At 48.6% G+C, this 20,248-nt stretch carries 26 protein-coding genes; 1 reads left to right on the top strand and 25 read right to left on the bottom strand.

Annotated elements, in window-relative coordinates:
• Positions 1 to 25: 25 nt before the first annotated feature.
• From ACNKIB_RS04985 to ACNKIB_RS04925, 13 genes are all read right to left on the bottom strand, one after another.
• Entirely contained in the window at positions 26 to 292 is a 267-nt protein-coding gene (locus ACNKIB_RS04985) for a DUF2442 domain-containing protein (protein WP_417909447.1), read from the bottom strand.
• A gap of 2 nt (positions 293 to 294) precedes the next feature.
• The gene (locus ACNKIB_RS04980) at positions 295 to 552 is read right to left on the bottom strand and encodes a DUF4160 domain-containing protein (protein ID WP_417909446.1); all 258 of its coding nucleotides are present in this window, start codon (positions 550 to 552) and stop codon (positions 295 to 297) included.
• Positions 553 to 658: 106 nt separating this feature from the next.
• Positions 659 to 847 carry a hypothetical protein gene (locus ACNKIB_RS04975; protein WP_417909445.1) on the bottom strand — a complete coding sequence of 63 codons (189 nt, stop codon included), beginning with the start codon at positions 845 to 847 and terminating at the stop codon, positions 659 to 661.
• A 3-nt stretch (positions 848 to 850) separates the two neighbouring features.
• Positions 851 to 1,324, bottom strand: coding sequence for a type II toxin-antitoxin system VapC family toxin (locus ACNKIB_RS04970; RefSeq protein WP_417909444.1), 474 nt, complete (start codon positions 1,322 to 1,324; stop codon positions 851 to 853).
• 155 nt (positions 1,325 to 1,479) lie between these two features.
• The gene (locus tag ACNKIB_RS04965; protein ID WP_417909443.1) at positions 1,480 to 2,253 is read right to left on the bottom strand and encodes a class I SAM-dependent DNA methyltransferase; all 774 of its coding nucleotides are present in this window, start codon (positions 2,251 to 2,253) and stop codon (positions 1,480 to 1,482) included.
• Positions 2,254 to 2,577: 324 nt separating this feature from the next.
• Positions 2,578 to 3,039, bottom strand: a complete 462-nt coding sequence (locus ACNKIB_RS04960; RefSeq protein ID WP_417909442.1) for a hypothetical protein — start codon at positions 3,037 to 3,039, stop codon at positions 2,578 to 2,580.
• A 144-nt stretch (positions 3,040 to 3,183) separates the two neighbouring features.
• Positions 3,184 to 4,251 (bottom strand): DUF4469 domain-containing protein, encoded by a 1,068-nt coding sequence (locus ACNKIB_RS04955; RefSeq protein ID WP_417909441.1) that lies wholly within the window; start codon positions 4,249 to 4,251, stop codon positions 3,184 to 3,186.
• A gap of 321 nt (positions 4,252 to 4,572) precedes the next feature.
• Positions 4,573 to 5,232 carry a hypothetical protein gene (locus ACNKIB_RS04950; RefSeq protein WP_417909440.1) on the bottom strand — a complete coding sequence of 220 codons (660 nt, stop codon included), beginning with the start codon at positions 5,230 to 5,232 and terminating at the stop codon, positions 4,573 to 4,575.
• A 226-nt stretch (positions 5,233 to 5,458) separates the two neighbouring features.
• A complete protein-coding gene (gene rfbC / locus ACNKIB_RS04945; RefSeq protein ID WP_417909439.1) occupies positions 5,459 to 6,004 on the bottom strand; it encodes a dTDP-4-dehydrorhamnose 3,5-epimerase in 546 nt (181 codons plus the stop codon).
• The gene (gene rfbB / locus ACNKIB_RS04940) at positions 6,001 to 7,065 is read right to left on the bottom strand and encodes a dTDP-glucose 4,6-dehydratase (protein WP_417909438.1); all 1,065 of its coding nucleotides are present in this window, start codon (positions 7,063 to 7,065) and stop codon (positions 6,001 to 6,003) included. The genes rfbC and rfbB overlap by 4 nt, the downstream gene beginning before the upstream one ends.
• Before the next feature lie 81 nt (positions 7,066 to 7,146).
• Entirely contained in the window at positions 7,147 to 7,935 is a 789-nt protein-coding gene (locus ACNKIB_RS04935; protein WP_417909437.1) for a DUF3786 domain-containing protein, read from the bottom strand.
• Between the two features lie 87 nt (positions 7,936 to 8,022).
• Positions 8,023 to 8,208, bottom strand: coding sequence for an indolepyruvate ferredoxin oxidoreductase subunit alpha (locus ACNKIB_RS04930; protein WP_417909436.1), 186 nt, complete (start codon positions 8,206 to 8,208; stop codon positions 8,023 to 8,025).
• 150 nt (positions 8,209 to 8,358) lie between these two features.
• Positions 8,359 to 8,544: an ATP-binding protein gene (locus tag ACNKIB_RS04925; RefSeq protein WP_417909435.1), complete on the bottom strand. Its 186-nt coding sequence runs from the start codon at positions 8,542 to 8,544 to the stop codon at positions 8,359 to 8,361.
• Positions 8,545 to 8,923: 379 nt separating this feature from the next.
• Between ACNKIB_RS04925 and ACNKIB_RS04920 the strand changes: the two genes are divergently transcribed.
• Complete coding sequence (locus tag ACNKIB_RS04920; RefSeq protein WP_417909434.1) at positions 8,924 to 10,183, top strand: hypothetical protein; 1,260 nt, start codon at positions 8,924 to 8,926, stop codon at positions 10,181 to 10,183.
• Positions 10,184 to 10,375: 192 nt separating this feature from the next.
• Here the strand turns inward: ACNKIB_RS04920 and ACNKIB_RS04915 are convergent, their stop codons facing one another.
• The 12 genes from ACNKIB_RS04915 to ACNKIB_RS04860 form a co-directional block, all read right to left on the bottom strand.
• Positions 10,376 to 11,095, bottom strand: a complete 720-nt coding sequence (locus tag ACNKIB_RS04915) for a hypothetical protein (protein WP_417909433.1) — start codon at positions 11,093 to 11,095, stop codon at positions 10,376 to 10,378.
• A gap of 125 nt (positions 11,096 to 11,220) precedes the next feature.
• The gene (cobA, locus tag ACNKIB_RS04910; RefSeq protein WP_417909432.1) at positions 11,221 to 12,786 is read right to left on the bottom strand and encodes a uroporphyrinogen-III C-methyltransferase; all 1,566 of its coding nucleotides are present in this window, start codon (positions 12,784 to 12,786) and stop codon (positions 11,221 to 11,223) included.
• A 24-nt stretch (positions 12,787 to 12,810) separates the two neighbouring features.
• A complete protein-coding gene (locus tag ACNKIB_RS04905; protein ID WP_417909431.1) occupies positions 12,811 to 13,128 on the bottom strand; it encodes a hypothetical protein in 318 nt (105 codons plus the stop codon).
• A gap of 109 nt (positions 13,129 to 13,237) precedes the next feature.
• A complete protein-coding gene (locus ACNKIB_RS04900) occupies positions 13,238 to 13,552 on the bottom strand; it encodes a DUF2442 domain-containing protein (protein ID WP_417909430.1) in 315 nt (104 codons plus the stop codon).
• Positions 13,533 to 13,769 (bottom strand): DUF4160 domain-containing protein, encoded by a 237-nt coding sequence (locus ACNKIB_RS04895; RefSeq protein WP_417909429.1) that lies wholly within the window; start codon positions 13,767 to 13,769, stop codon positions 13,533 to 13,535. Before ACNKIB_RS04895 ends, ACNKIB_RS04900 begins: the two co-directional genes overlap by 20 nt.
• Positions 13,770 to 13,836: 67 nt before the next feature.
• The gene (locus tag ACNKIB_RS04890) at positions 13,837 to 14,661 is read right to left on the bottom strand and encodes a thermonuclease family protein (protein ID WP_417909428.1); all 825 of its coding nucleotides are present in this window, start codon (positions 14,659 to 14,661) and stop codon (positions 13,837 to 13,839) included.
• Between the two features lie 249 nt (positions 14,662 to 14,910).
• Positions 14,911 to 16,599: a hypothetical protein gene (locus tag ACNKIB_RS04885; RefSeq protein ID WP_417909427.1), complete on the bottom strand. Its 1,689-nt coding sequence runs from the start codon at positions 16,597 to 16,599 to the stop codon at positions 14,911 to 14,913.
• Between the two features lie 732 nt (positions 16,600 to 17,331).
• The gene (gene hemC / locus ACNKIB_RS04880) at positions 17,332 to 18,258 is read right to left on the bottom strand and encodes a hydroxymethylbilane synthase (protein WP_417909426.1); all 927 of its coding nucleotides are present in this window, start codon (positions 18,256 to 18,258) and stop codon (positions 17,332 to 17,334) included.
• 24 nt (positions 18,259 to 18,282) lie between these two features.
• Positions 18,283 to 18,915, bottom strand: a complete 633-nt coding sequence (locus ACNKIB_RS04875) for a nitroreductase family protein (RefSeq protein WP_417909425.1) — start codon at positions 18,913 to 18,915, stop codon at positions 18,283 to 18,285.
• Entirely contained in the window at positions 18,908 to 19,255 is a 348-nt protein-coding gene (locus tag ACNKIB_RS04870) for a XisI protein (RefSeq protein ID WP_417909424.1), read from the bottom strand. Before ACNKIB_RS04870 ends, ACNKIB_RS04875 begins: the two co-directional genes overlap by 8 nt.
• 55 nt (positions 19,256 to 19,310) lie before the next feature.
• Positions 19,311 to 19,649 (bottom strand): hypothetical protein, encoded by a 339-nt coding sequence (locus tag ACNKIB_RS04865; RefSeq protein WP_417909423.1) that lies wholly within the window; start codon positions 19,647 to 19,649, stop codon positions 19,311 to 19,313.
• Positions 19,650 to 19,686: 37 nt separating this feature from the next.
• A complete protein-coding gene (locus tag ACNKIB_RS04860) occupies positions 19,687 to 20,106 on the bottom strand; it encodes a Uma2 family endonuclease (protein ID WP_417909422.1) in 420 nt (139 codons plus the stop codon).
• Positions 20,107 to 20,248 lie beyond the last annotated feature (142 nt).

Genomic DNA, 20,248 nt, shown 5'->3' with positions numbered 1-20,248 from the left:
TGCCTGCGCTTGGGCAAGCAGTGCTTCAGCCATGTGCTTTGCTCCGATGAATACTTTTCCGATGAACACAACACTCACGCAAGAACTCAGGAGCAAAATCTGCGCCATTGCTCCATGACAGGGTGTGTCCTTCCAAGGTGAAGGACTTGAAGTAAGACACATCCTTCAATGGTTCAAATATCTCGCCATCTAATTCAGACGACAAGTCTATTTCACCCTCTACACCGTCATTGAAGGCCAGCCATACTTTGTAGCCGTCAATATATTTTGCCTGTTCAACATGTGTAAACATCTTTATTCCAATGGTTCGATCTTTGACAATGGCTTCCTATTCATTGCAGCCTCCCAGTTAGCCATAAGCTCATCCTGATGCAGCACGTACCAGTCAAGAACAGCCAGCAATGCTCTTCTTGGGAACTTTCCCGTCACAATGCCTGTTTCAATATCCACCGTGATTTCATATTCTCCATACTCGGCATGGAAATGCGCCGGAGTATGTTCACGAAGATACATGCGTATCACTATCCCAAGGAATCGGCTTAGTTCAGGCATAGGTTACAAGCTAGGCTACACAGGCTTAACCGGTTGATCAACTGTTGCGCTTGGGCAAGCAATGCTTCAGCCATGTGCTTTTCTCCGATTACTCCAAGTTAGATGCTCACAAATGTCTCTCATCAACATGTTCCAATGCTTTAGCTTTGCGTGGCGGCAATGCAACCACACGCTCCTGGTGCAAACTCTGCTTTTGCATAAGGTCTTCAAAGATAGCGTCCGCATCGTAGTTAAACTGACGCGCATATTCATCTCTGGCAGCACGGGTTTCGGCAACAATCGGGTCTTTCCACATTGTTCAATCCTCCATAAGCTCAAGCGGGGTGCAGATTACAGACGGCTCATAACCAAGCATCCGGCAGGTGGCTTCAATCTTAGGGCGTGTGTGCGCATTGGCAATATGCGTGCAATTCCATGTCAGCAAATATTCGGCACCATTAACGACGGCAATGGCCACATGATACGCATCTGCCTCAGCTTTCGGCGGCAGTGCATGATGTTGGATGAGAGATTGGGCCAGCCCGCGCACTTCAGGAGAAATTTGGAGTAATGGCAGGTTGGCGATTGCTGCCAGCCGACGTTGCGCCGCTTCTGGATGGCCTTTGCCAGCTTCGGAGATAACAAGTTCGGAGACGAAAACGCTGTAATTTGGGCGTTGCGTTTTCCACCAATCCACTGTCGCGCTTTGGTTTGCCATGGCGCGCAGATCGTTGCTTGGTTGTGCCGTCAAATAGCTGATAATGGATGTTTCAATGTAAACAGTTCTGCCCATTCATTCTCCTTATGCACCGCGCTGCCTGCGCTTGGGCAAGCAATGCTTCAGCCATGTGCTTTTCTCCGGTTGCTCCAAGGTATATGCTCGTAAAGCTGGGCTGCAAGGCAACTGGTGTAGGTTAGGCTTTATTTTATAAAACCTAACCTACGGTGCTATGAAACACATTCAAGCTCACTCAAGACCTGTGGTGAAATATCAGATTCTTTTTTCCCGACAAGTGCGTAATAGAAAAGCGGACGGCCATCAATGGAGATACGATGCTGGTATCTCTCTAGATGATGGACTTCCAAGGTGTCACTTACTAAGAGGTGTTTCGTGAGACGCGAGAATCCAGATTGGTCGCTTTCCTGCAAGAATGTTTCCTTGATGTTGAAAGCCACCCATCCGCCATCTTTCACAAAATTGAACGCTGTGGCAAATGCCTTGATGGGGATATCGCCAAAGCCAAGTGCGGCCACGCAGGTTAAACAATCAATCTGCCAATCGTCCAATTCTTCTTGCGTGGTGAGATTTACGTTGCATAAATCCGTCACATAATACGCATCATACTCTCCTGGCCGATCACGCTCACAGGCAGCATACGCTTCCTGGCTAATATCAACTCCAACCACTCGCGCGACCTGGAGGAGTTCGCCGGCCATTCCATTTCCTGCTCCAAGATCAAGCACTCGAAGCTCACTCATTTCAACGTGATTCTCTCTAAGAACCTTGCTTAATATTTCAACGACTTTTTTAGGTGAATTGCACTTGAGACGTTGATAAAACAGTTGCTCATACAAGCCAGGACGTTTATAAAGCTCGGGATAGTCATGAAAGCGTAATTGAATTTCCTGTCCGTTTTCAACTAGGTTAAAAAAGGCCTCATCTTGTCCGAGTTGATGAGGAGATGTTACAGGGAGCTTGATTCTATATTGCTGACGTTTCATTGTAACCTCCTAAATTATGCCGAAAAGGCAATTAACCATACCTGTCTAGCCATCAAGAGTGTGTATGACAGGTAGAACGATTGCAAGGTATTGAGTATCCAACATAAGACGCACACTTTCCTTTGTCAATTATTATTGCGGTAAACTTCATTGAGGAGAACTCCCGCCCTCCCCAACATCCACCCTTCCAACCGCCTATTCTTTAGGCAGGCTTAAATGGTTAATCAACTATTGCGCTTGAGCAAGCAGTGCTTCAGCCATGTGCGTTTCTCCGATTGATACAAGGTTATATGCTCACAGGACTACCAGCATCAGGCAACTTTTTTAAGTCTTTGAAAAAAAGTAGTCAGTCAATAACATAAAAATAGAGATACCAGCTGAAAATGACAAGATATACTCAAATTTCTTAAAGTGTTCAGCCCTTGTTGGGATGCTGTACTTTTCTGGGAAGAGCGATTCATCGGTAAGAAATACACCTGGCTTATAAAGATCTAAACACTTTTCTATCCTAATTATTATTTTGTGTGCACTAATAAAACCTCTGCTTATATCTCTTAAAACAAGAATGCTTCCTATCCAAAATACCAATATAACCACTGATAGAGATATAATTTCTACTAGCTTTGGAGTCGAGTCTTTTTGTATTATCCAGCCAACAAACAGCATATAGAGAGTAATCGATGTTGTTGTGATTCCAAGAACTCTCTCTCGCATAACTCTTAAATTTTCTTGTCCATAACCTAGAAGAGTCAACAGCACCTGCCGGTTTTCATTGTTTAATTCCATTAGCACTCCTCCATTTTTTGTGTTTTTATCGAGCCTGACAACGACTTGCACCACTCTATCTATCCTGTAAAGATAGGACAGACAATCACACCAGGTTGAGGAGAGCAACGCCCTCCCCAACTTCTCCCCATCCAACCCCCTATTCTACACCTCTAAATCCAGAATATCCACCAATCTGCCGTCGTAGTTGTTGCGGATCATCGTCTTTAATGCGGCATAGTCATTGACCTCAATCTGCAAGCTGCTCACAGCAGAACCGGCAAAACCAGGCAGCGTGTATCCCCCGTTCTCTGTCACCGGTACCATATTCCCTTTGGCTCCGCCGTCCTGCATGTCAATCAGCCTGAAGGCGAGGAGGTCATCCTGCGCGTTGTATTCAACCTGGATACGCAGCCGCTCGTTGGCCGAGAGGATGCAGTCCATGACGCTCACATAAGGTATGGCAGCACTGCCGGTGAGGATGCCCATGCCCTGCTCGCCCATAGCAGACAAATCCACGGTCATGGGTGAGCGCAGCTTGCGGCCATAAGTGCCGGTGCGCACTGAGCCATGTTCGGTGTATTGCGTGCTGATCGAGAGAGTGTACTCATTATTCCAAGGGTACTCCGGGACCGGAATATGTGGCACCAGCAGGATTTCCGTGTCGCTGATCTGGGCGAACTGACTCTGTTTCTCGCTACCGCTGCGGGTGCTTTCAATGATACAACCGCAATCCGGCTTGCTCTTGTCAAAAGCAAGATTGCTACCAGTCAAGCGAAGCACGCCGTTTGGGTTGAGGACATTGTTCAGTTCCAAGGTGGTGTCTGCGGCAGAGAGGATGGACGGGGCTTTTTCCTCGGTCGAAACCCGTTCCAAGGTGATATTCTGCTGCATATATTGGATAAAAGGGCGGGTAGCTGAGATACTGACCCGCAGGAGTTCGCTGATCGGTGGCAACGGGTCGTCCGGGCTGTTCAGCTTGCCATGGAAGGAGGGGGCAAAGGTCAGGGCCTCTTCCAGCGTGACCTGCATCCCGTTGCAGAGCATCTCTTTGATATTCTTCACGGTTGACTGGAGGGAAGCCATAGCTTGCTCGATGCTCATGCCAGTGTCTTTGGCAACGGCAGCAGCAAGCTCGTCGTAACCCGCTGTCTGCTTTGGCAGAAAGCGCAGCCGATACGAAGTAGGTTTGGTCAGGGGATTAAGCTCAACGCGGTATTGCACAGTTCCCATAGCATCCTCCGTTCGGATTTTTAAGATATTGATACAACGAGTTGCAGCTGATTCAGCCAAGATACGGAGAGGGCAGCTCTTTGTCAACAAAATAGCTGCGATGCCAGAAAATTGCTGCGACCTAGCAACAAAGGAGGAGAGCGGCGAAATACATGCTAGCATGTATTGAGGAAACATGCTGGCATGTATTGCCGATATATGCTAGCATGTTTTCCGAAACATGCTAGATGGTACTGCTGGAACATGCTAGGATGTATTTTAAAAACATGCTAGCATGTATTGCCAAGGCTATCTAGGGTGTGTTTAAGGAGGGGAGGGTGGCTATTTGAATTTCATCTCTTCGACCACTGTGATTCTCTTCTGATTGAGATCACGTATGATGGAGACGGCTTCTTTCCTTTGTTTCGCAAATTTAGCGGCAAGCAGCTTCTCTGCGGCTGCGAACTCACCAAGCTCCCGCAGTGCCTCAGCCTTCATAAGGCGGTCTCCGTCATCAGTTTCGTTAAGTAACGTGATGAAAACGCGCAGATTCTCGATCTCGAAGGAATCAAGAGGTGTTGATTGGTATGATGATTCACGGCGTGGATCATTGCCTGCCCACCATGCACGGAGCCGCACATAGCGTTCCTTCTGTTTGTCATGTACGCCAGCCTTAAGGAAACCAACGTAGTCTTCCAGTGTTGGAGTCAATGCAGGACTTGCGTCTGCGAATCTCTCTGCGTCAGTGGTTTCTGAATCCAAGTCATTAGGTTCTGAATCAAACCCGCCGATTTCCCCCACCTGCGTTTGCTCGTCGATCCAGAGGAGGGCACCGCAGTGCGGGCATTTGACCAGCCAGGGCTGGTCAGGCAGCATCGGTGCATCTGTCTTGCCATCCGTCCAAAAAACAGCTCCATAGTTATTGCCTGATATGAGCGTGTTCTGGGCGATATGCTTCCTACATGATGAACACTCGCGAATTTCAGTTGGGCCTGGAATCATATCTTACTTCCTTTCAGTTGATAGATAGAAAGACTGCGGAGTATTGATTCGGTACTTTAAGGAGCACATCTATTCTTGTCAACAAAATAGCTGCGATGACAGAAAGATCCTACAGATGTGCAGCAAGGGGAAGCGCGGCGGAATACATCCTAGAATGTATTGGCAATACATCTCTAGGATGTGTTTAGGGAAGATGGGGGATGGTTTGGAAAAGCCGTTAGGAAAGTCAGGCAAACAGCTCTGCATCCTTGAACAAGACAGCCCGTTTGTCCTTCTCGGAGAGTGAGGGTTCGCCTGTAAGTGGCCAGGCAATGTTGAGTGCTGGGTCATTCCAGATGATCGCCCGATCATAGGTGGGTGCGTAGTAATCCGTAGTCGAATAGAGGAGTTCAGCGGTTTCAGATAAGACCACGAAACCGTGCGCAAAGCCCTCTGGCACCCAAAGCTGTTGCTTGTTCTCGGCAGACAGGATGGCACTGACCCAGCGTCCAAATGTCGGCGAGCTACGACGGAGATCAACAGCCACATCAAAGACCTCGCCTTGTATTACCCGTACTAATTTGCCTTGCGGCTGATGGATTTGGTAATGCAGACCGCGCAGAACATTTTTACCAGAACGAGAATGATTGTGCTGAACGAAAATGGTGTTGAGGCCGGTCTCCTGTTGCCATTGCCGCTGGTTAAAACTCTCGAAGAAAAAGCCACGCTCATCACCAAAGACCTTGGGTTCGATAAGCAGGACATCGGGAATGCTGCTGGGCTGTACCTTCATGAACGATCTCCGTACATTTTCTGATAATAGTGCTGATAGGAGCCATCTGTCACCGAGGCTATCCAGGCTTGATTGGCTAAATACCAGTCCACGGTCTTGGCAATGCCTTGGGCAAAGGTAACTTTCGGCAGCCAGCCCAGTTCGTTGGCCATTTTACTCGCGTCAATGGCATAGCGGCGGTCGTGACCAAGACGGTCTTTGACAAAGGTAATGAGCGAGCGTCTGGATTTGTTTGCGGCCAGCGGGCCAGCCTGAGCATCCAGCAAATCACAGAGCAATTCCACCACCTGGAGGTTAGTTTTCTCGTTGTGGCCGCCGATATTGTAGGACTGACCAATTCTGCCCTGCTCAAGCACGCGGACAATGGCTTCGCAATGATCCTGGACATACAGCCAATCGCGCACATTGCCGCCATCACCATAGACAGGCAGTTCTTTGCCGTGCAAGCCGTTGTTCAATACCAATGGGATCAGCTTTTCCGGGAACTGATATGGGCCATAATTATTGGAACAGTTGGTGATCAGCACCGGCAGGCCATAGGTATGAAAATACGCACGGGCTAGATGATCGGAAGAGGCTTTGGACGCGGAATAAGGCGAACGGGGATCATAGGCCGTCTCCTCCGTAAAGAAACCCGTTTGACCAAGCGAGCCAAAAACCTCGTCGGTACTAACATGCAGGAAGCGGCAATGCTCGCCTTGGCCTGACCAGTGTTTCTTTGCGGCTTCTAACAGGGTAAAGGTGCCGAAGACATTGGTTTGGATGAACTCAGCAGGCCCAGTAATCGAGCGGTCAACATGCGATTCAGCGGCAAAATGGACTACTGTATCTATTTGCTGCTCAATAAAGATTTGGTCGAGCAATGGACTGTCGCAGATATCGCCTTTGATAAAGGTATAGTTCGGATGGCTGCTGAGATCAGCGAGACTGTGCAAATTGCCTGCGTAGGTCAGCTTATCAAGATTAATGACCTGCCAGTCTGGCTTTTCCGCCAGCAGGAGGTGGATAAAATTCACCCCAATGAAACCGCAGCCGCCTGTGACCAGCACAGTTTTCGCCATGTTTCTTCCTTGAAGAGAGTTATGAGTGACCAATTTAGGCAGCAGTATAAAGGAGAGCAAGGCGGCTGTCAAACAGCTTGCCTATTTGTGCAGGAGGGCAATCTTCTCAAACATCCGGGCCATGCCTATGCCCAGGGCTAAAATCAACTGCGCAGGCAGATTCACGCCACAGCAGGCATCAAAGAGGACAGTTAACTCGGAGTCCATGCCGTCTTCCGGGGCTTGCCAGCAGATCAGTACAGGAAAATGGGGCAGGGGATGGAGAATCAGGGCTAGGTCAGCGTTAAAACCTGAAGCAGGCACACCGAGAAACAGATCAGCAAGATCATGGAGCAGGCCAGGATGCTGATCAGCAAGTTGTTTGAGCAGACGTTCGCAACGGCTGGCAAAGAGATTTCGCCGTTCCATGCCGCCAGGTAAGTCGCGGAAATTCAGCCAGCGGCCTGTGATCTCCTGATGCTGCGCACTGGCGATATAAGCCAACAAAAGCACCTTGATCCACGGGATGAGATGGCATTCTGAATGCACCTGTCCCTGTTGGTCAATCTGAAAATCTTTGCCAAAAGAGGAAAGAACCAGTCTGCCATTTTGAAAAACCCCGCCAAGATGCGGCGCAAGAGTGGCCAGATCAAGACGGACGATTTGGTGTTTAAGCTGCTGCAGGTGTTCGGTGAATTGGTGCAGCTCAGACTCAGGTTGCTCGCTCAGGCCAACCAGGAGCTGCTCGTGCACCTGTTTGTTCAGCAGGGGACAGTCAGCCAGCTTTTTTTGTCCGGCAGTTACAGCGGCGGCAAAGGCGAGACAAGAGGGGAGTTGGCAACGTCCACAGTTGGTTTTCGCCAAGACTTGATAAATTTCCAGATGCGTCATGACGCATGACTTCGGAGAGAAAAGAACAGGGAAGCACTGGCTAAGGGCCAGCTGAAGCCAAACGCTTCAGCTGGCCTTGTCCAGCATTTACATCTCGGTAACAGTGATGGCCTCGTACTCGCAGACCTCGACGCAGGTCTCGCAACCCAGGCACTCGTCCATGTTCACCGGTTCGGATTTTCCGTCAACCAGCTCCAGTACGGAGGCAGGGCAGCTGCCAACGCATTCTTCACAACCTGTGCATTTTTCCTTGTCAACGACTACATCAAACATTTCGTTCTCCTTGGGTGGCGGGTTCAGCAAAACCCTTTTGTGAAAAAAACAGCCTCGTTGCTCTCTGTTATACCGTTCTACGACGGCGGCGGCAAGACAGAATGAAAACAGCCGGATGAAAAAATCCGTCTGCGCGTCTGTCAGGTACTGTCAGACTTCAGTTACGGTGATGGCCTCGGCCTCGCAAACCCCCATACAGGTCTCGCAACCTAAGCATTCATCAAGATCAACCGCTTCTGATTTCCCATCAACCAATTCCAGTACGCCTGCCGGGCAGCTGCCGACGCATTCTTCGCAGCCGGTGCATTTACTCTTGTTTATCTCCACTTCCCACATGCTTTTTTTCCTCTCCGTCTTTAAAAGTCTGTTGAAAACAACCGCGCTACCGCTTCCGCAGCGCAGCCTGATTATGCACCGACTGAGGCAAAATTACCAATAAACAGAATGGTGTCAATCTTTTTTTGCAATTTTCTCATTGAGCCGCTGTAAAAAAAAGAATTGGCCCATAATATCCTGCAATCATGAGCTATGCTTTTGCCAGGTAACGTCTTTTTGCCCCTGCCACGCTGTCCGCAAGCAGATGGAGGGAATAAAAAAATTGTATGCCCCAAAAAACTTAACTTGACTCTTGCGCGAAAGTATCATATTTTGTATTTATCAGTATGCGGAAACATGCTTGGGGCTGACTCTGTCAAAAAACACAGAAAAGGAGATTATGATGAAGAAAGTGCTTGTTGCCGGCACTGCTCTGATGCTGGCTGGTTCGCTGGCTGCTCAGGCTGAAGCAGGGGTAAATATCAGCGGCGATGCCCGCGTGACCTACATCGGAAAGCAGGACTATCAGCGTACGGCGGATAGTGCAAACGGCTATGACGATTTTTTTGAATCCCGCGTTGGCCTGAACTTTGAGGGTAAGGGCGCAGCCGATAAGGTCACGGCCAAAGCCCGCCTGTATTTCGATGGTTATGGCTTTGAGGATGATGCTCCGTGGGATGGCCAGAAGAGCAGAACTGATCTCTCCGTTGACTACGCCTATCTGACTGCGCCACTCGGAGACTGGACGATCAAAGCAGGTCGGATCAATCCTGACTACTCCAGATTCTTCTCGTGGAACATCCGTCCGACCCGTTTGGTCGCCAATTACAAGCAGGGTAATGTTGACATCACCCCGTTTGTCGGTGTACGGGCTGAAGGAAATACTGCAACAGACAAATGGAATGACAATGACTACATGGAATACGGTCTTGTCACAGGTTTTAAGCTGGAGAATGGCTGGAACCTGAAGGTTTATGGTCGTTATGATGATGATCAGAGAGAGTGGGCTGCTGCAACTACCGATGTGTCAGTTTCAGGTGTAGATGCTGCCGGTAATGTTGGAACTCTCATGCTCTTTGATGTACCTACCGACCCGGTTCGTAACAAAGACAAATCCGGCTTCTTGGGTGATGTGTTCCTGAACAACGAAGGGGCCAATTGCGACTTCGGCTTCCATGCTGAGTTTGCTTACAAGGCCGCTGATGTACAGGGCACCGAGGATGATGGCATGGGCGGTTATGTTATGCTGTCCAAAGCGGTATCCAGCCAGTTTACTCCGGCTGTACTCGCAGGTATGACCAAAGATGGTTATGTTGCTGACAACGACTTCGGTTTTGTTATGGTCGGCGGTGACACCTCTACTCAAGTGCTGAAGGTTGGCGATGGTGGAGACCTGCTGTTCGGAGCCTTTGTTGCCAACTACAAAGTCAGCGAGCGTCTTACCCTGACAGGCAATCTCCTGTATGCTGATTTTGACAACGACGATGCAGGTCAGCTTGACAATGCTATCGAAGTTTCTGGCGTTGCTGGCTATGCGTTGAACGAGTCTGCCAGCTTGACCTACAAGGCTGGTTATTTGACTCCCAGCATTGTTGATGGTAGCGGTGCTGCTGAGGATGCCTATTTCGCGCATTACCTGCGTCTGAACGTCGCGTTCTAAACGAAATAGCATTTTCTCGCACAACAGAAAAGAACAGCACCCTTTGGGGTGCTTTCTTTTTTTCTTCTTCAACTACGCACCAACTTCTGCTTCAAGCCAAAAGCAAGCCAGTTTGTTTTTTGGCTGAACCCAAAAAGAAAAAGGAGAGGCAACTGCCTCTCCTTGTAATCCTGCTGCGACTCTCTTCTCTGGTCAATAAGAAAAGCTGATTGACATACCGCCGTAGAAGGTGTTCGGATTTTTGTCTGAAGCATCCGCACTGCTGCTGGCTGCGGCAGCCTGCCCGCCCGCCTCCAGAGCGCGCGACCATTGCAGCTCTGGGGTGACAGTCAGGAACTTGCCGTAGGACACCGGAAGATTGAAGGACATACAGACTGCCTGGCTGTCTTTCTCCTCATTCTGGAGCGAGGGGGTGATCAACATGGTTCTGGAGTCAACTCCCAGAGCGAGGCTGTCGCTGATCTGGAAATTCTTGGCCACATTGAGGGTGACATACCACGGCTTCTCGTTGTCGTCATGCAGCAGATTGCGACTATGTTCTTCATCCAATCCGAACAGAACAATTCCGGCTTGTGAACGGTTTTCTGGAGCAGTATAAAGATAACCGGCAGATAAACCAAGCCGACCTTCGGAGCCGCTGTAGGAAAGCGTGATATCCTGTCCGTCAACCGGCCCCTGCTCGGCAAAGACTCCTTTGAACATCTTCGCCGATTCGTTGAGAGAGAAATCAACGCCCTGCGCAGATGCGCCGTCCACGCCGCCATACATGCCAGCAGCCAGGAGCAGGCTGCTGACCGCCGCGCTACTGTCGCCGCAGTCAGCAACACAGACCGAAGGTGGCTGGGCTGCCAAAGCAGGACTGCTAATGCTAACCAGAGTCGCGAGCAGATAGGTGTAGTTTTTTCGAGTCATTTTCTGCGCTTCCTAAGTAAGGTTTCGACCTTGCCCACAGCAGGAAGAACATATGGAGGTCTCATCTTCAGTATAGCGTCTGCCAATAAGAATAACAATCCAAAAAGCTGTACGTTGCAAAAATATTATACTGATAATCCAGGACGGCAATGCCCGACTATAGCCTCTGTCAGCTCGTTAATTGTGTACTTGTCCGGTTGGATATCAACCTGGAGGCCGTGCTTACGCACTGTCTCCGCAGTGACTGGGCCGATGGCTGCTATTTTGACTTGCTCCAGCAGATGGTGCAATTCCTGCTCATCTTGGGCATCAAGCATGGTCAGGAAATTGGTCACAGTAGAGGAGCTGGTAAAGGTGATAAGGTCAACCTCACCTTTGCTCAGTTCCGTCCGTAGCTCCTCTTTCCTGCCCTGCGGTGGTACATTTTGATAGACAGGGGCCACGGTAACTACTCCGCCCGCATCCTCCAGCATCTCTGGCAGGGTTTCCATCGCCTTGAGGGCACGAGGTAAAAGGAAACGTTTGCCTTGCGCCTCGCCTGCGGCAATGAGAGCCTCGGCCAAGCCTTCGCCAGTAAATTTCTCAGGGATCAGATCAGCCCGCAGGCCGTATTTGCCCAGCTCATCTGCCGTGGTCTTGCCCACTGCGCCGATCTTGCAGGGAGCAAGAGCGCGGCTGTCCAAGCCTTTCTCGTGCAGCCGCTTAAAGAAATAGGTGACAGCATTCAGGCTGGTGAAGAGCAGCCAGTCATAAGCGAGCATGTTTGCCAGAGCTGCGTTGAGCACCTGGCTGTCCGCCTCGTCCACCGCTTCGATGTGAATGGTCGGGTACTCCAAGCACTCAGCCCCGTATTCCTCCAGCTTGGAGACCAGCTCGCTCGCCTGCTCGCGGGTGCGGGTGACGATGATCCGCTTGCCAAAGAGCGGGCGGTGCTCGTACCAGTCAATGGATTCACGCAGCTTAACCACCTCGCCAACAATCACCAAGGCAGGCGGCCCGATCTTGGCCTTTTGCACCACCTCAGTGATAGTTGCTAACGTCCCAACTACCGACCGCTGCTGCGGCGTTGAGGCCCAACGTACCACCGCAACCGGCGTATCAGGCGAACGGCCATTGTCGATCAGCTTTTGGGCGATGATCGGCAGGTTCTTAATCCCCATATAGACCACAATCGTGCCTGCGCCGGTGGCCAGCTTATCCCAGGCCACGTTCGATTCCTCTTTGCCAGGGGCTTCATGGCCTGTAACAAAGGCGACAGAGGCGGTATACTCCCGATGAGTGATGGGAATGCCCGCGTAAGTGGCCGCAGCCGTGGCTGAGGTCACGCCAGGTACCACCTCAAAGGCAATGCCCGCCTTTACCAGCTCTTCAATCTCCTCCGCGCCGCGCCCGAAGATAAAGGGATCGCCACCCTTAAGCCGCACCACGCGCTTCCCAGAGGCACCGTGTTCGACGAGCAGCCGGTTGATCTCCTCCTGGGGCATGGCGTGCAGGCCGCCGCCCTTCTTGCCGACATAGATCAGCTCGGCCTCGGCAGGCGCATGGTTGAGCAGCTTGCTGTTGGCAAGATAATCGTACACCACCACCTCGGCCCGCTCCAGAAGGAGCTTGCCGCGCAGGGTGAGCAAGCCAGGATCGCCAGGCCCTGCGCCAACTAAATAAACTTTGCCTTTTTTAGGGATATCGTTCATGGTTTGCCGGTATTTTTCAGGATTCTAAAGGATTAAGGGCCAATCAGGTTGGAGCGAAGAGCGAGCCGTCTTCTCCTGTCGCGGTATTTTTTGCATAACTTGGAGAAAATATTCTTTTCCTGCTCGTTTGTAAAGAAGTTTGGCTTGGCCAAAGAGGAGTTCTGCCGACTTGCAAAGGAGTGCTAGTCGGCAGGAAAGGAATCTGGCCGAGTAACAAAGGAGTTTGGCCAAGCCGCAGAGGAGTCTGGCCGACTTGGCAAGAAGTTGGAGTCGGCCAAACTCCTTTGTGGCTAACCAGAAAAGCAGTTTGGCCAAGCCGAACTCCTTTCCTGCCGAGTACAACTCCTTTCTTGTCGAGCCAAACTCCTTGGCAAACGAGCAGGACTCTTCCCTTGCTGATCCAAAAACTGGGCCAAACTCCTCTGTAAGCAGGCTGGAAATATTCTAGCACTCAATTCGTCTCGACAGATTGCGCACGTTCAGCAAGCCATTGTCTCAACGATTCAGGACGTTCAGCAGAACGATATCCTGCAAGAACTCCCAGAACTGTCAAGTCTTCATCCAATTCTGGCCAATGAATATACGCGCCGTCGCCAATGATTTGATACATATTGCGTTCAGCAGGAGTTCCATGCCATAAACGGGGATACCACATAAGCGGAGCAATAATAGTGCGGCCATCTGCAAGGTCTATTTGCAAAGAATCTTCACTGACAAAAACATTCTTAGCCCGCACATCCTGCATTTCAATTGCCAAAGAACTCATGCCATTTCTCCAAGAACAACGTTTTGTGCTTTTCAACCAATTCTGCAACAGCACCCAGTTCCTTCCGGCTGAAACCGCCCGCATTGTGCAGCATGATCGGGTCAAGCCAGAACTTCGCAACCAGCGTATCCCGCTGCACATGAATATGCGGCGGTTCAGCGCGGTCAAGCGCGACAAAGAAAAAACGATACGGCCCTTGCCTCAGCACTGTCGGCATGTCAATCGCCTCGTATTAACCGCCCAGCGTTACGCATACACCTCATTCAGCACAGCCTTGCCGCCTTCTATTTCCAAACCCAAGGTGGAATCCGACCGGGATCACTCCATAACCCTTTTCCTTGAGATTTAGCTTCTTCCTCGCTTTCAATCCAATCATCGCAAAATGCTTCCTCGCATAAATCTCTGCGAACCCAAGCGTGTCCTGATTTAACCATCAGCTCATTTACATTTTTTCCATTCGTAAATACTACAGCCATATCTGTTCCATCGCTATCTTGAGAATATATCTTTGCGGTTATCTTCTTTTTATAAGTATGCTTTTTGAGCATATCTTTTGCCTGCTGATAAAAAGGCTGCCCATCTTCAGGAGCATCGAGACCATATAGTTTAATTTCTTGCTGCTTTTTGCCAGCACACTGAAAAATATCCGCATCCAATATCTCAGCAGCTACAGCTGTTGTTGTTTTAGGAGAATTAGTTATCTTTTTTTCATCGCCAACCTCGACCGCCAATTCTTTATCATCCTTCCTGTCGCCAACTTGCGCTGAGTTATCTTTTTTAGCTTCACTATCAGTTGCTATAACGACATTACCTTCATAGGTTGTCTGAGGTTTTGCTGAAGATGGATAACTTATCGTTGGCGAGGACGAATCCGATGAAATATTACTTCCTGAAGAATAGTTCCGAGAGGGACTATTTGATCTTAAAGAATTCGACGAGCTGCCGCTTCCTGATGATTTTGACGATGAAGAATCCGAAGGTCTTCCTCCGCATACCTTATCTCTCGATATACATGTGTTTCCGCACGGTATACCTTTTTTGCAATTTTTAGCATTCACATTGCTTGCTGCTGCAAGCATCAAAATCAAAACTAAGAAAAAACGATTCATGGTAGTAATCCAAGAAGTAAGTAAACGTATTTTGTTCCAATGCTTCAGCCAGTAGCCAGTAGGTCTGCTTGAGTGTAACGAAAGCGGACAACTCCTTTCTCAAATTGTCTACGCAAGCTGCCATTGAGCCAAACAAATACACTGCCTGCGCCGCTGGATAATGCCGGAAAACTGTGGTAACAATCATCTGATTGCAGTCAGGCATGTTGTTTTGGCTCATCCAATATTTTCTTATAGGAAGAAGTATAATTACATATCCTTAATAATTTCCTGCAATTCATTTATCGCCTGAATAATGTCTTTCAATCTTTTTGTTGCATCATCTATTAGTGACCCTTCTGGTGTCTCCCAAGTGCCGTGAGCCTTTCCTTTCCCTCTTGTACTTCGCAAGTCATTCAACACTCCATGAATACTTGGTATCTTGTCTTTATTATTTGACGCGGTTAAGATGAATTTCAATAAACCAAGTGTGCCGAGATCCTTATCCGTATTTCCTGATTTTGCAGCGATTTTGCTTAATGGATCCTTCAGAAATCCTTCATAGGTAGTATTTGCTAAAGCAATAATAAAATCATGCCATTGATTTGGATTTTCAGAGTTAACATAATGGAGACATTTAGTTGTTGCTTCCCAGCTTCCTCCTTTTGGAGACCAAATAATTAACTTCTCATTTCCAACTTCAGTCTTTCCTAACAACTCAAGGGCTTCCTTGAGTTGTTCGAGCAGGGAGGCAGAATCAGACCATCTGCCCTCAAAATCTGTCTGAAATGCACGTTCAGCTATTTCCCCCTTTGGTTCTTCGTTATATTGCAACCAATGGAGCTGTTCTTTATAAGGAAGTCGTGCGAGATATACAGCGTATGTATGAACCTGATTATATTCGTTGATATCGTAGGTTTCTAAATACCATCCACCTCTGCAAGATATGTGTCGCTCCTGTAACTCATATTTATCTGGATTATTCTTATATTTATCTAACACTTCAGCTTTAAAGAAAATTGGGCTGGTTTCAAACGGCAAATCGCTGTTTGTAAAATAATTAGAAAAATTTTCAGGGTCAATCGAATAATTCTTCAGTATTTTTTCGTTTTTCCAGTCTTGGACAATGAATTCTGCGTATTTCTTTTCGTTTTCTTCTTCTTCGTCACTTGATTGCCAAGATAAAAGTTGTTCTTTGGGTATTTTTGGTCGCTCGATCTGAGCACCTCTAAACTCTATATACTCATCTTTTTTGCACCTTCTAATCTCAAATTTCGCTTCATATTCTTCTGGCTCATAAATTTTCGATATGCTGGAACCAGAGAATATCCAATCTTTACTAAAACGACTAAATTCGATATAGCGAACTAACACCCAGTCACCAAGGTGCATTATTTTTTCAAGAGATCGCCTTCTCATTAATATTAAATTTAATCTTTCATAATTAATTATTTTTATAATCTCAATTTCATTCCCCATTTCGTCAAGCCTGCAATAAGAATTTCGTTGTTCGCTCCAATGCAAATCCAAGATATGCGTGACCAATTGATTAAATTCATAATAAACCTCTTTATCTTTCGGTCGCCCCAAATATTTTCTGGCAAAGAATAATGGAATTGAGGAATTGCTAAAGTTTGCAAAAGCACCCCAGCATGGCTCAATCCAATGGCGACCTTCACTCGACTCTACATGACCATAAGCACCAGAAGGAGGCATGAAGCTAAAGCTCGGCAACTGTTTTTTTAGCTTATCAATCTTCTTCCGTGGAAAAAGCATCGGATAAAGCCAATATCCATCATGTCTGAACGCTGAACAATACAGAACTGTCCAGCCTTCAAAATCTGAGAAAATAAACTCCCAATTACGAGAGAGAAAAGATTCTTGTCCGGGAGATATTTTATGTGATTCTTGGACTTTGATTATCTTTTCGATAAGATTCAAAAATATTTTTTCCAGCATATTTTTCCGTTTAAGAAGAGAGGGGACACATCAGTTCTGCAATGCGTCCCTATAGCCTAGAAATCAATGCGTATCCGCATCATTTTATGACAATTCATGCAGCCACCTCATCCAAAACCACCTTTTTGTCAGCGGCCAGCAACTTCTAAGTCAACAGATATGCTTAAGCGCAACGAAAGCGGACAACTCCTTTCTCAAATTGTCTGATTTCGTTACACTCAATCAGACCTACGCAAGCAAACGGCTCAGTTCACGGCTGCGCCGCCCGATTCCCCGCTTGCATCGCCCCAAAGTCAATTGGAATCGCCTTGATTCCAATTGACTTTAACACGATTCACATTGGAATTGCCCCGTTTCCGACTTGAATCAGCCTGATTCCAATTTAAATCACCTTGATTCACACTTGAATTGCCCCAATTTCAATTGAAATTGACACGATTCACACTTAAATCGCCTCGTTTTCGACCGAAATCGGGACGATTTCAATTGAAATCGGCTTGATTCCAATGTGAATTGCCCTGATTCCAATTGGAATCGGAGCGATTTAAGTGTGAAACGAGGCGTTGCAAACGCGCTCTGTCTCGATTCAATTGCCAGAAACTGCAAAGAAAAACTCAAAAAGCACGCCTTTGCAAACGAAGCGGAGCTTTGCTGCGCTACATTGACAGCTTGTCGTGTTCATCCGGCTCAACACTTCTGCTGCGGCTTCATGCAGGCAAGCTGTTATCAATTTCACCCCGCATACACCTCATCCAAAACCGCTTTTCCACCAGCGGCAAGCAGCTTCTCAGCCAACGTTTTGCCAATTTTTGCTGCCTCTGCAACCGGCCCGGCAAGCTGCTCTTTAAAAACCTTCTCGCCATCCAAGGAAGCAATAAGTCCAGTCAATTTCACCGTATTGCCTGCAACCGTCGCAAAGCCGCCAATCGGCACTTGGCAGCCGCCTTCCAAGCGGAGAAGAAACGCCCTTTCCGCTGCCACAGCCGCTGCTGTGTCCGCATGATGGAGAAACTGAAGTCCGGCCAGCAAATCGTTGTCCGCTTCGCGCAGCTCAATGCCCAACGCGCCTTGGCCAATAGCCGGGAGCATCTGTTCCGAGGTAAACAGGGCGGTGATCCGATTTTGCATTCCTAAACGGTTCAATCCCGCGCCTGCAAGGATGATCGCATCATACACGCCCTCATCCAGCTTACGCAAACGGGTGTCCAGGTTGCCGCGAAGATCATGAATTTGCACATCAGGGCGAATAGCCGCAAGCTGCGATTTGCGCCGCAGACTGGAGGTGCCAATGGCCGCGCCTTTGGGAAGCTCTGCCAGCGTCTTATATTTCACCGAAATAAAAGCATCAAAAGGCACTTCGCGTTCCGGCACGATGGCCACATGCAAACCCGCAGGCAGCTCGGCAGGCACATCTTTCATCGAATGCACCGCCAGATCAACCCGTCCGTCCAAGAGCGCGTCTTCAATTTCTTTGACAAACAGCCCTTTGCCACCCACTTTTGCCAGCGGCACATCAAGAATCTTGTCGCCTTTAGTGATGATCTTCACCAGCTCCACTGTGGTGCCAGGATGCTGCCGTTCAATTTGATTTTTCACCCAAGTGGACTGCGTGACAGCCAGCAAACTGGCGCGGGTGCCGATGCGGATATGTTGTTTCATAGCAAGATGAGTTGTGAAATTGGCTTATTCCAGCCAGAAGATGAAATCGTTCGCGTTGCGTTCTTCCCGCACTGCTGGAATCTGCTTGGGAATGCCGATAACGCAGCCGGACAAGGCCCATTCTTTGGGCGGCAGACCGAGCAGCTGCATGAATCGTTGGTTTTTCGCCAGCCCGCCGGTGAGAGAAAGGAGCTGCAGGCCGGCTCCGTGCGCCGTTGCGGTCAGCCACATGTTTTGCAGCACATGCGCCAAGGACTGCGCTTCAACGGAAGGAAAGCCTTTCTTTTCTGCGGCGACAATCAGCGAACCTTCACGCAAACCTGGGATGCCTTTCTCTGCCGAAGCCTTAACCCGCCCAGCCAAGGTTCGCATCTTCCTGTTAAACAATGCCGCAATCCTCAGTTTGAACGCGCTGCGGCGAAGATGCTCCTGAATGATCTCCTGCGCCTGCGTCATGGCCGCCGTGCCCTGCCGGAAGATGAAAATCCGCCTGATGTCCTTGAACGGAATGCCGGTTCCGGCGGCATACGGCGCATATAAAGCAGATTCAACGATCTTCTGCAAGGTTTCATCCGGGACTTGGCCGGAAAAGCTGCGGACAGAGCGGCGGGCGCGGATGATTTGCTCAAGCGCGGCGATGTGTTGGGGATCAGGCATGTTTTATTCCCTCTGGCCCGAATCCTGTGTACGGTCTTTTGTACGGCGGCTGGTAAGCCAGCACGATATCTTCCTTCGGGATGCCAAGTTCGGCAAGCTCATCTGCAATGCCGGTTTCCGTGCCATCGTATTGTATCCAGATTCTGCCGTCTCTGATATCCAGATGAAGAACACAGCCATACAAACGTTCCGTTTCATGCCATCCGGTATGAACAAGTTGATAATGATCGTGTTCCGCATCAAAAATCTGCTGCATCTCGGCATCGCCGTATGCTGGAGGAACGCTGTGGCGGCCAATCACTTCTCTGATATAATCACGGTAACGGTCTATTTTCTCCATTCTGTCACTGCCTCTTTTTCCGCATCGTAAATGATCAAAATCTCGTGCGGCCATGTTATTGCCTGTTACTTCCGCGTTGCGCAATCCGTTTTTTCAGGATGCTGATAAGTTCCGGGGATAAATCTGCCTCTGGCTCTACAGATTCACGCTCTTCCAGAATTTTTTCTGCCTCGGAAGCAGAAACTTTGCCCCATTTTTTCAATAGACTGTCAAACAAGACTTTCTGTTCGGCAGCGGCCTGCATCAGTCTCTTTTTAAAAGAATTCAAATCGCTGACAGAAGTCCATTCCTCGTTTTCAACCGAGGCGATCAGCCCTTTTTCTTCGTGCGCATTCATTTTTGTACCGAAATTCCTCTTCAGCATACGTGATGCTGTATGCTTTCTGCACTTCATCGGGCGAGTTGAAGTCTGTGAAGGCCATAATGTGCTATCAAGAAAAGACCGCCTGCCATTCAATCTCGATCTGCGATACAGAATCGTGAATCTTTTCGTTGTGGAACACCGTTGCCTGATTGATTGACTGATAGACACTCACTGTTTGCGCAAACGGGATCACAAGCCAGCATGAGCGAATCCCAGCTTGAAAGAAGCGATCAAATTTATCTAAAATATCTTGGACAATCTGCGTTGGCGAGAGAATTTCTATGACCACCAACGGCATTTCGGTCATGCGGAGTATATCTTTTCCGGTCAGATTCACTTCGCGTTTAGGATATAGGCAAATATCAGGAATATAATCATTGTCTTCAATTTGCAAGGTCAATTCGGTGAAGACGGTGATGTCCGGTACGAAACTTAACGCCGCAATCAATTTGCTGCACACGTAACCGTGATGGTAGGATGGACTCATATTACTCTTCCTTGCGATAAACTTTTCATTCTGTATGCTTTCTGCACTTCATTGAGCGAACTGAAATCTGTTGCTAATAACTCTGCCTTTCAATGATTCTTCCTGTCGCGTATTTGTGCAGAATGCTGGTCACAAGTGCCTG

The organism is Candidatus Electronema sp. PJ (assembly GCF_048287395.1).
Taxonomy (GTDB): domain Bacteria; phylum Desulfobacterota; class Desulfobulbia; order Desulfobulbales; family Desulfobulbaceae; genus Electronema.
The sequence above is the reverse complement of the archived record's forward strand: the minus strand, read 5'-3'. Positions and strand labels throughout refer to the sequence as shown.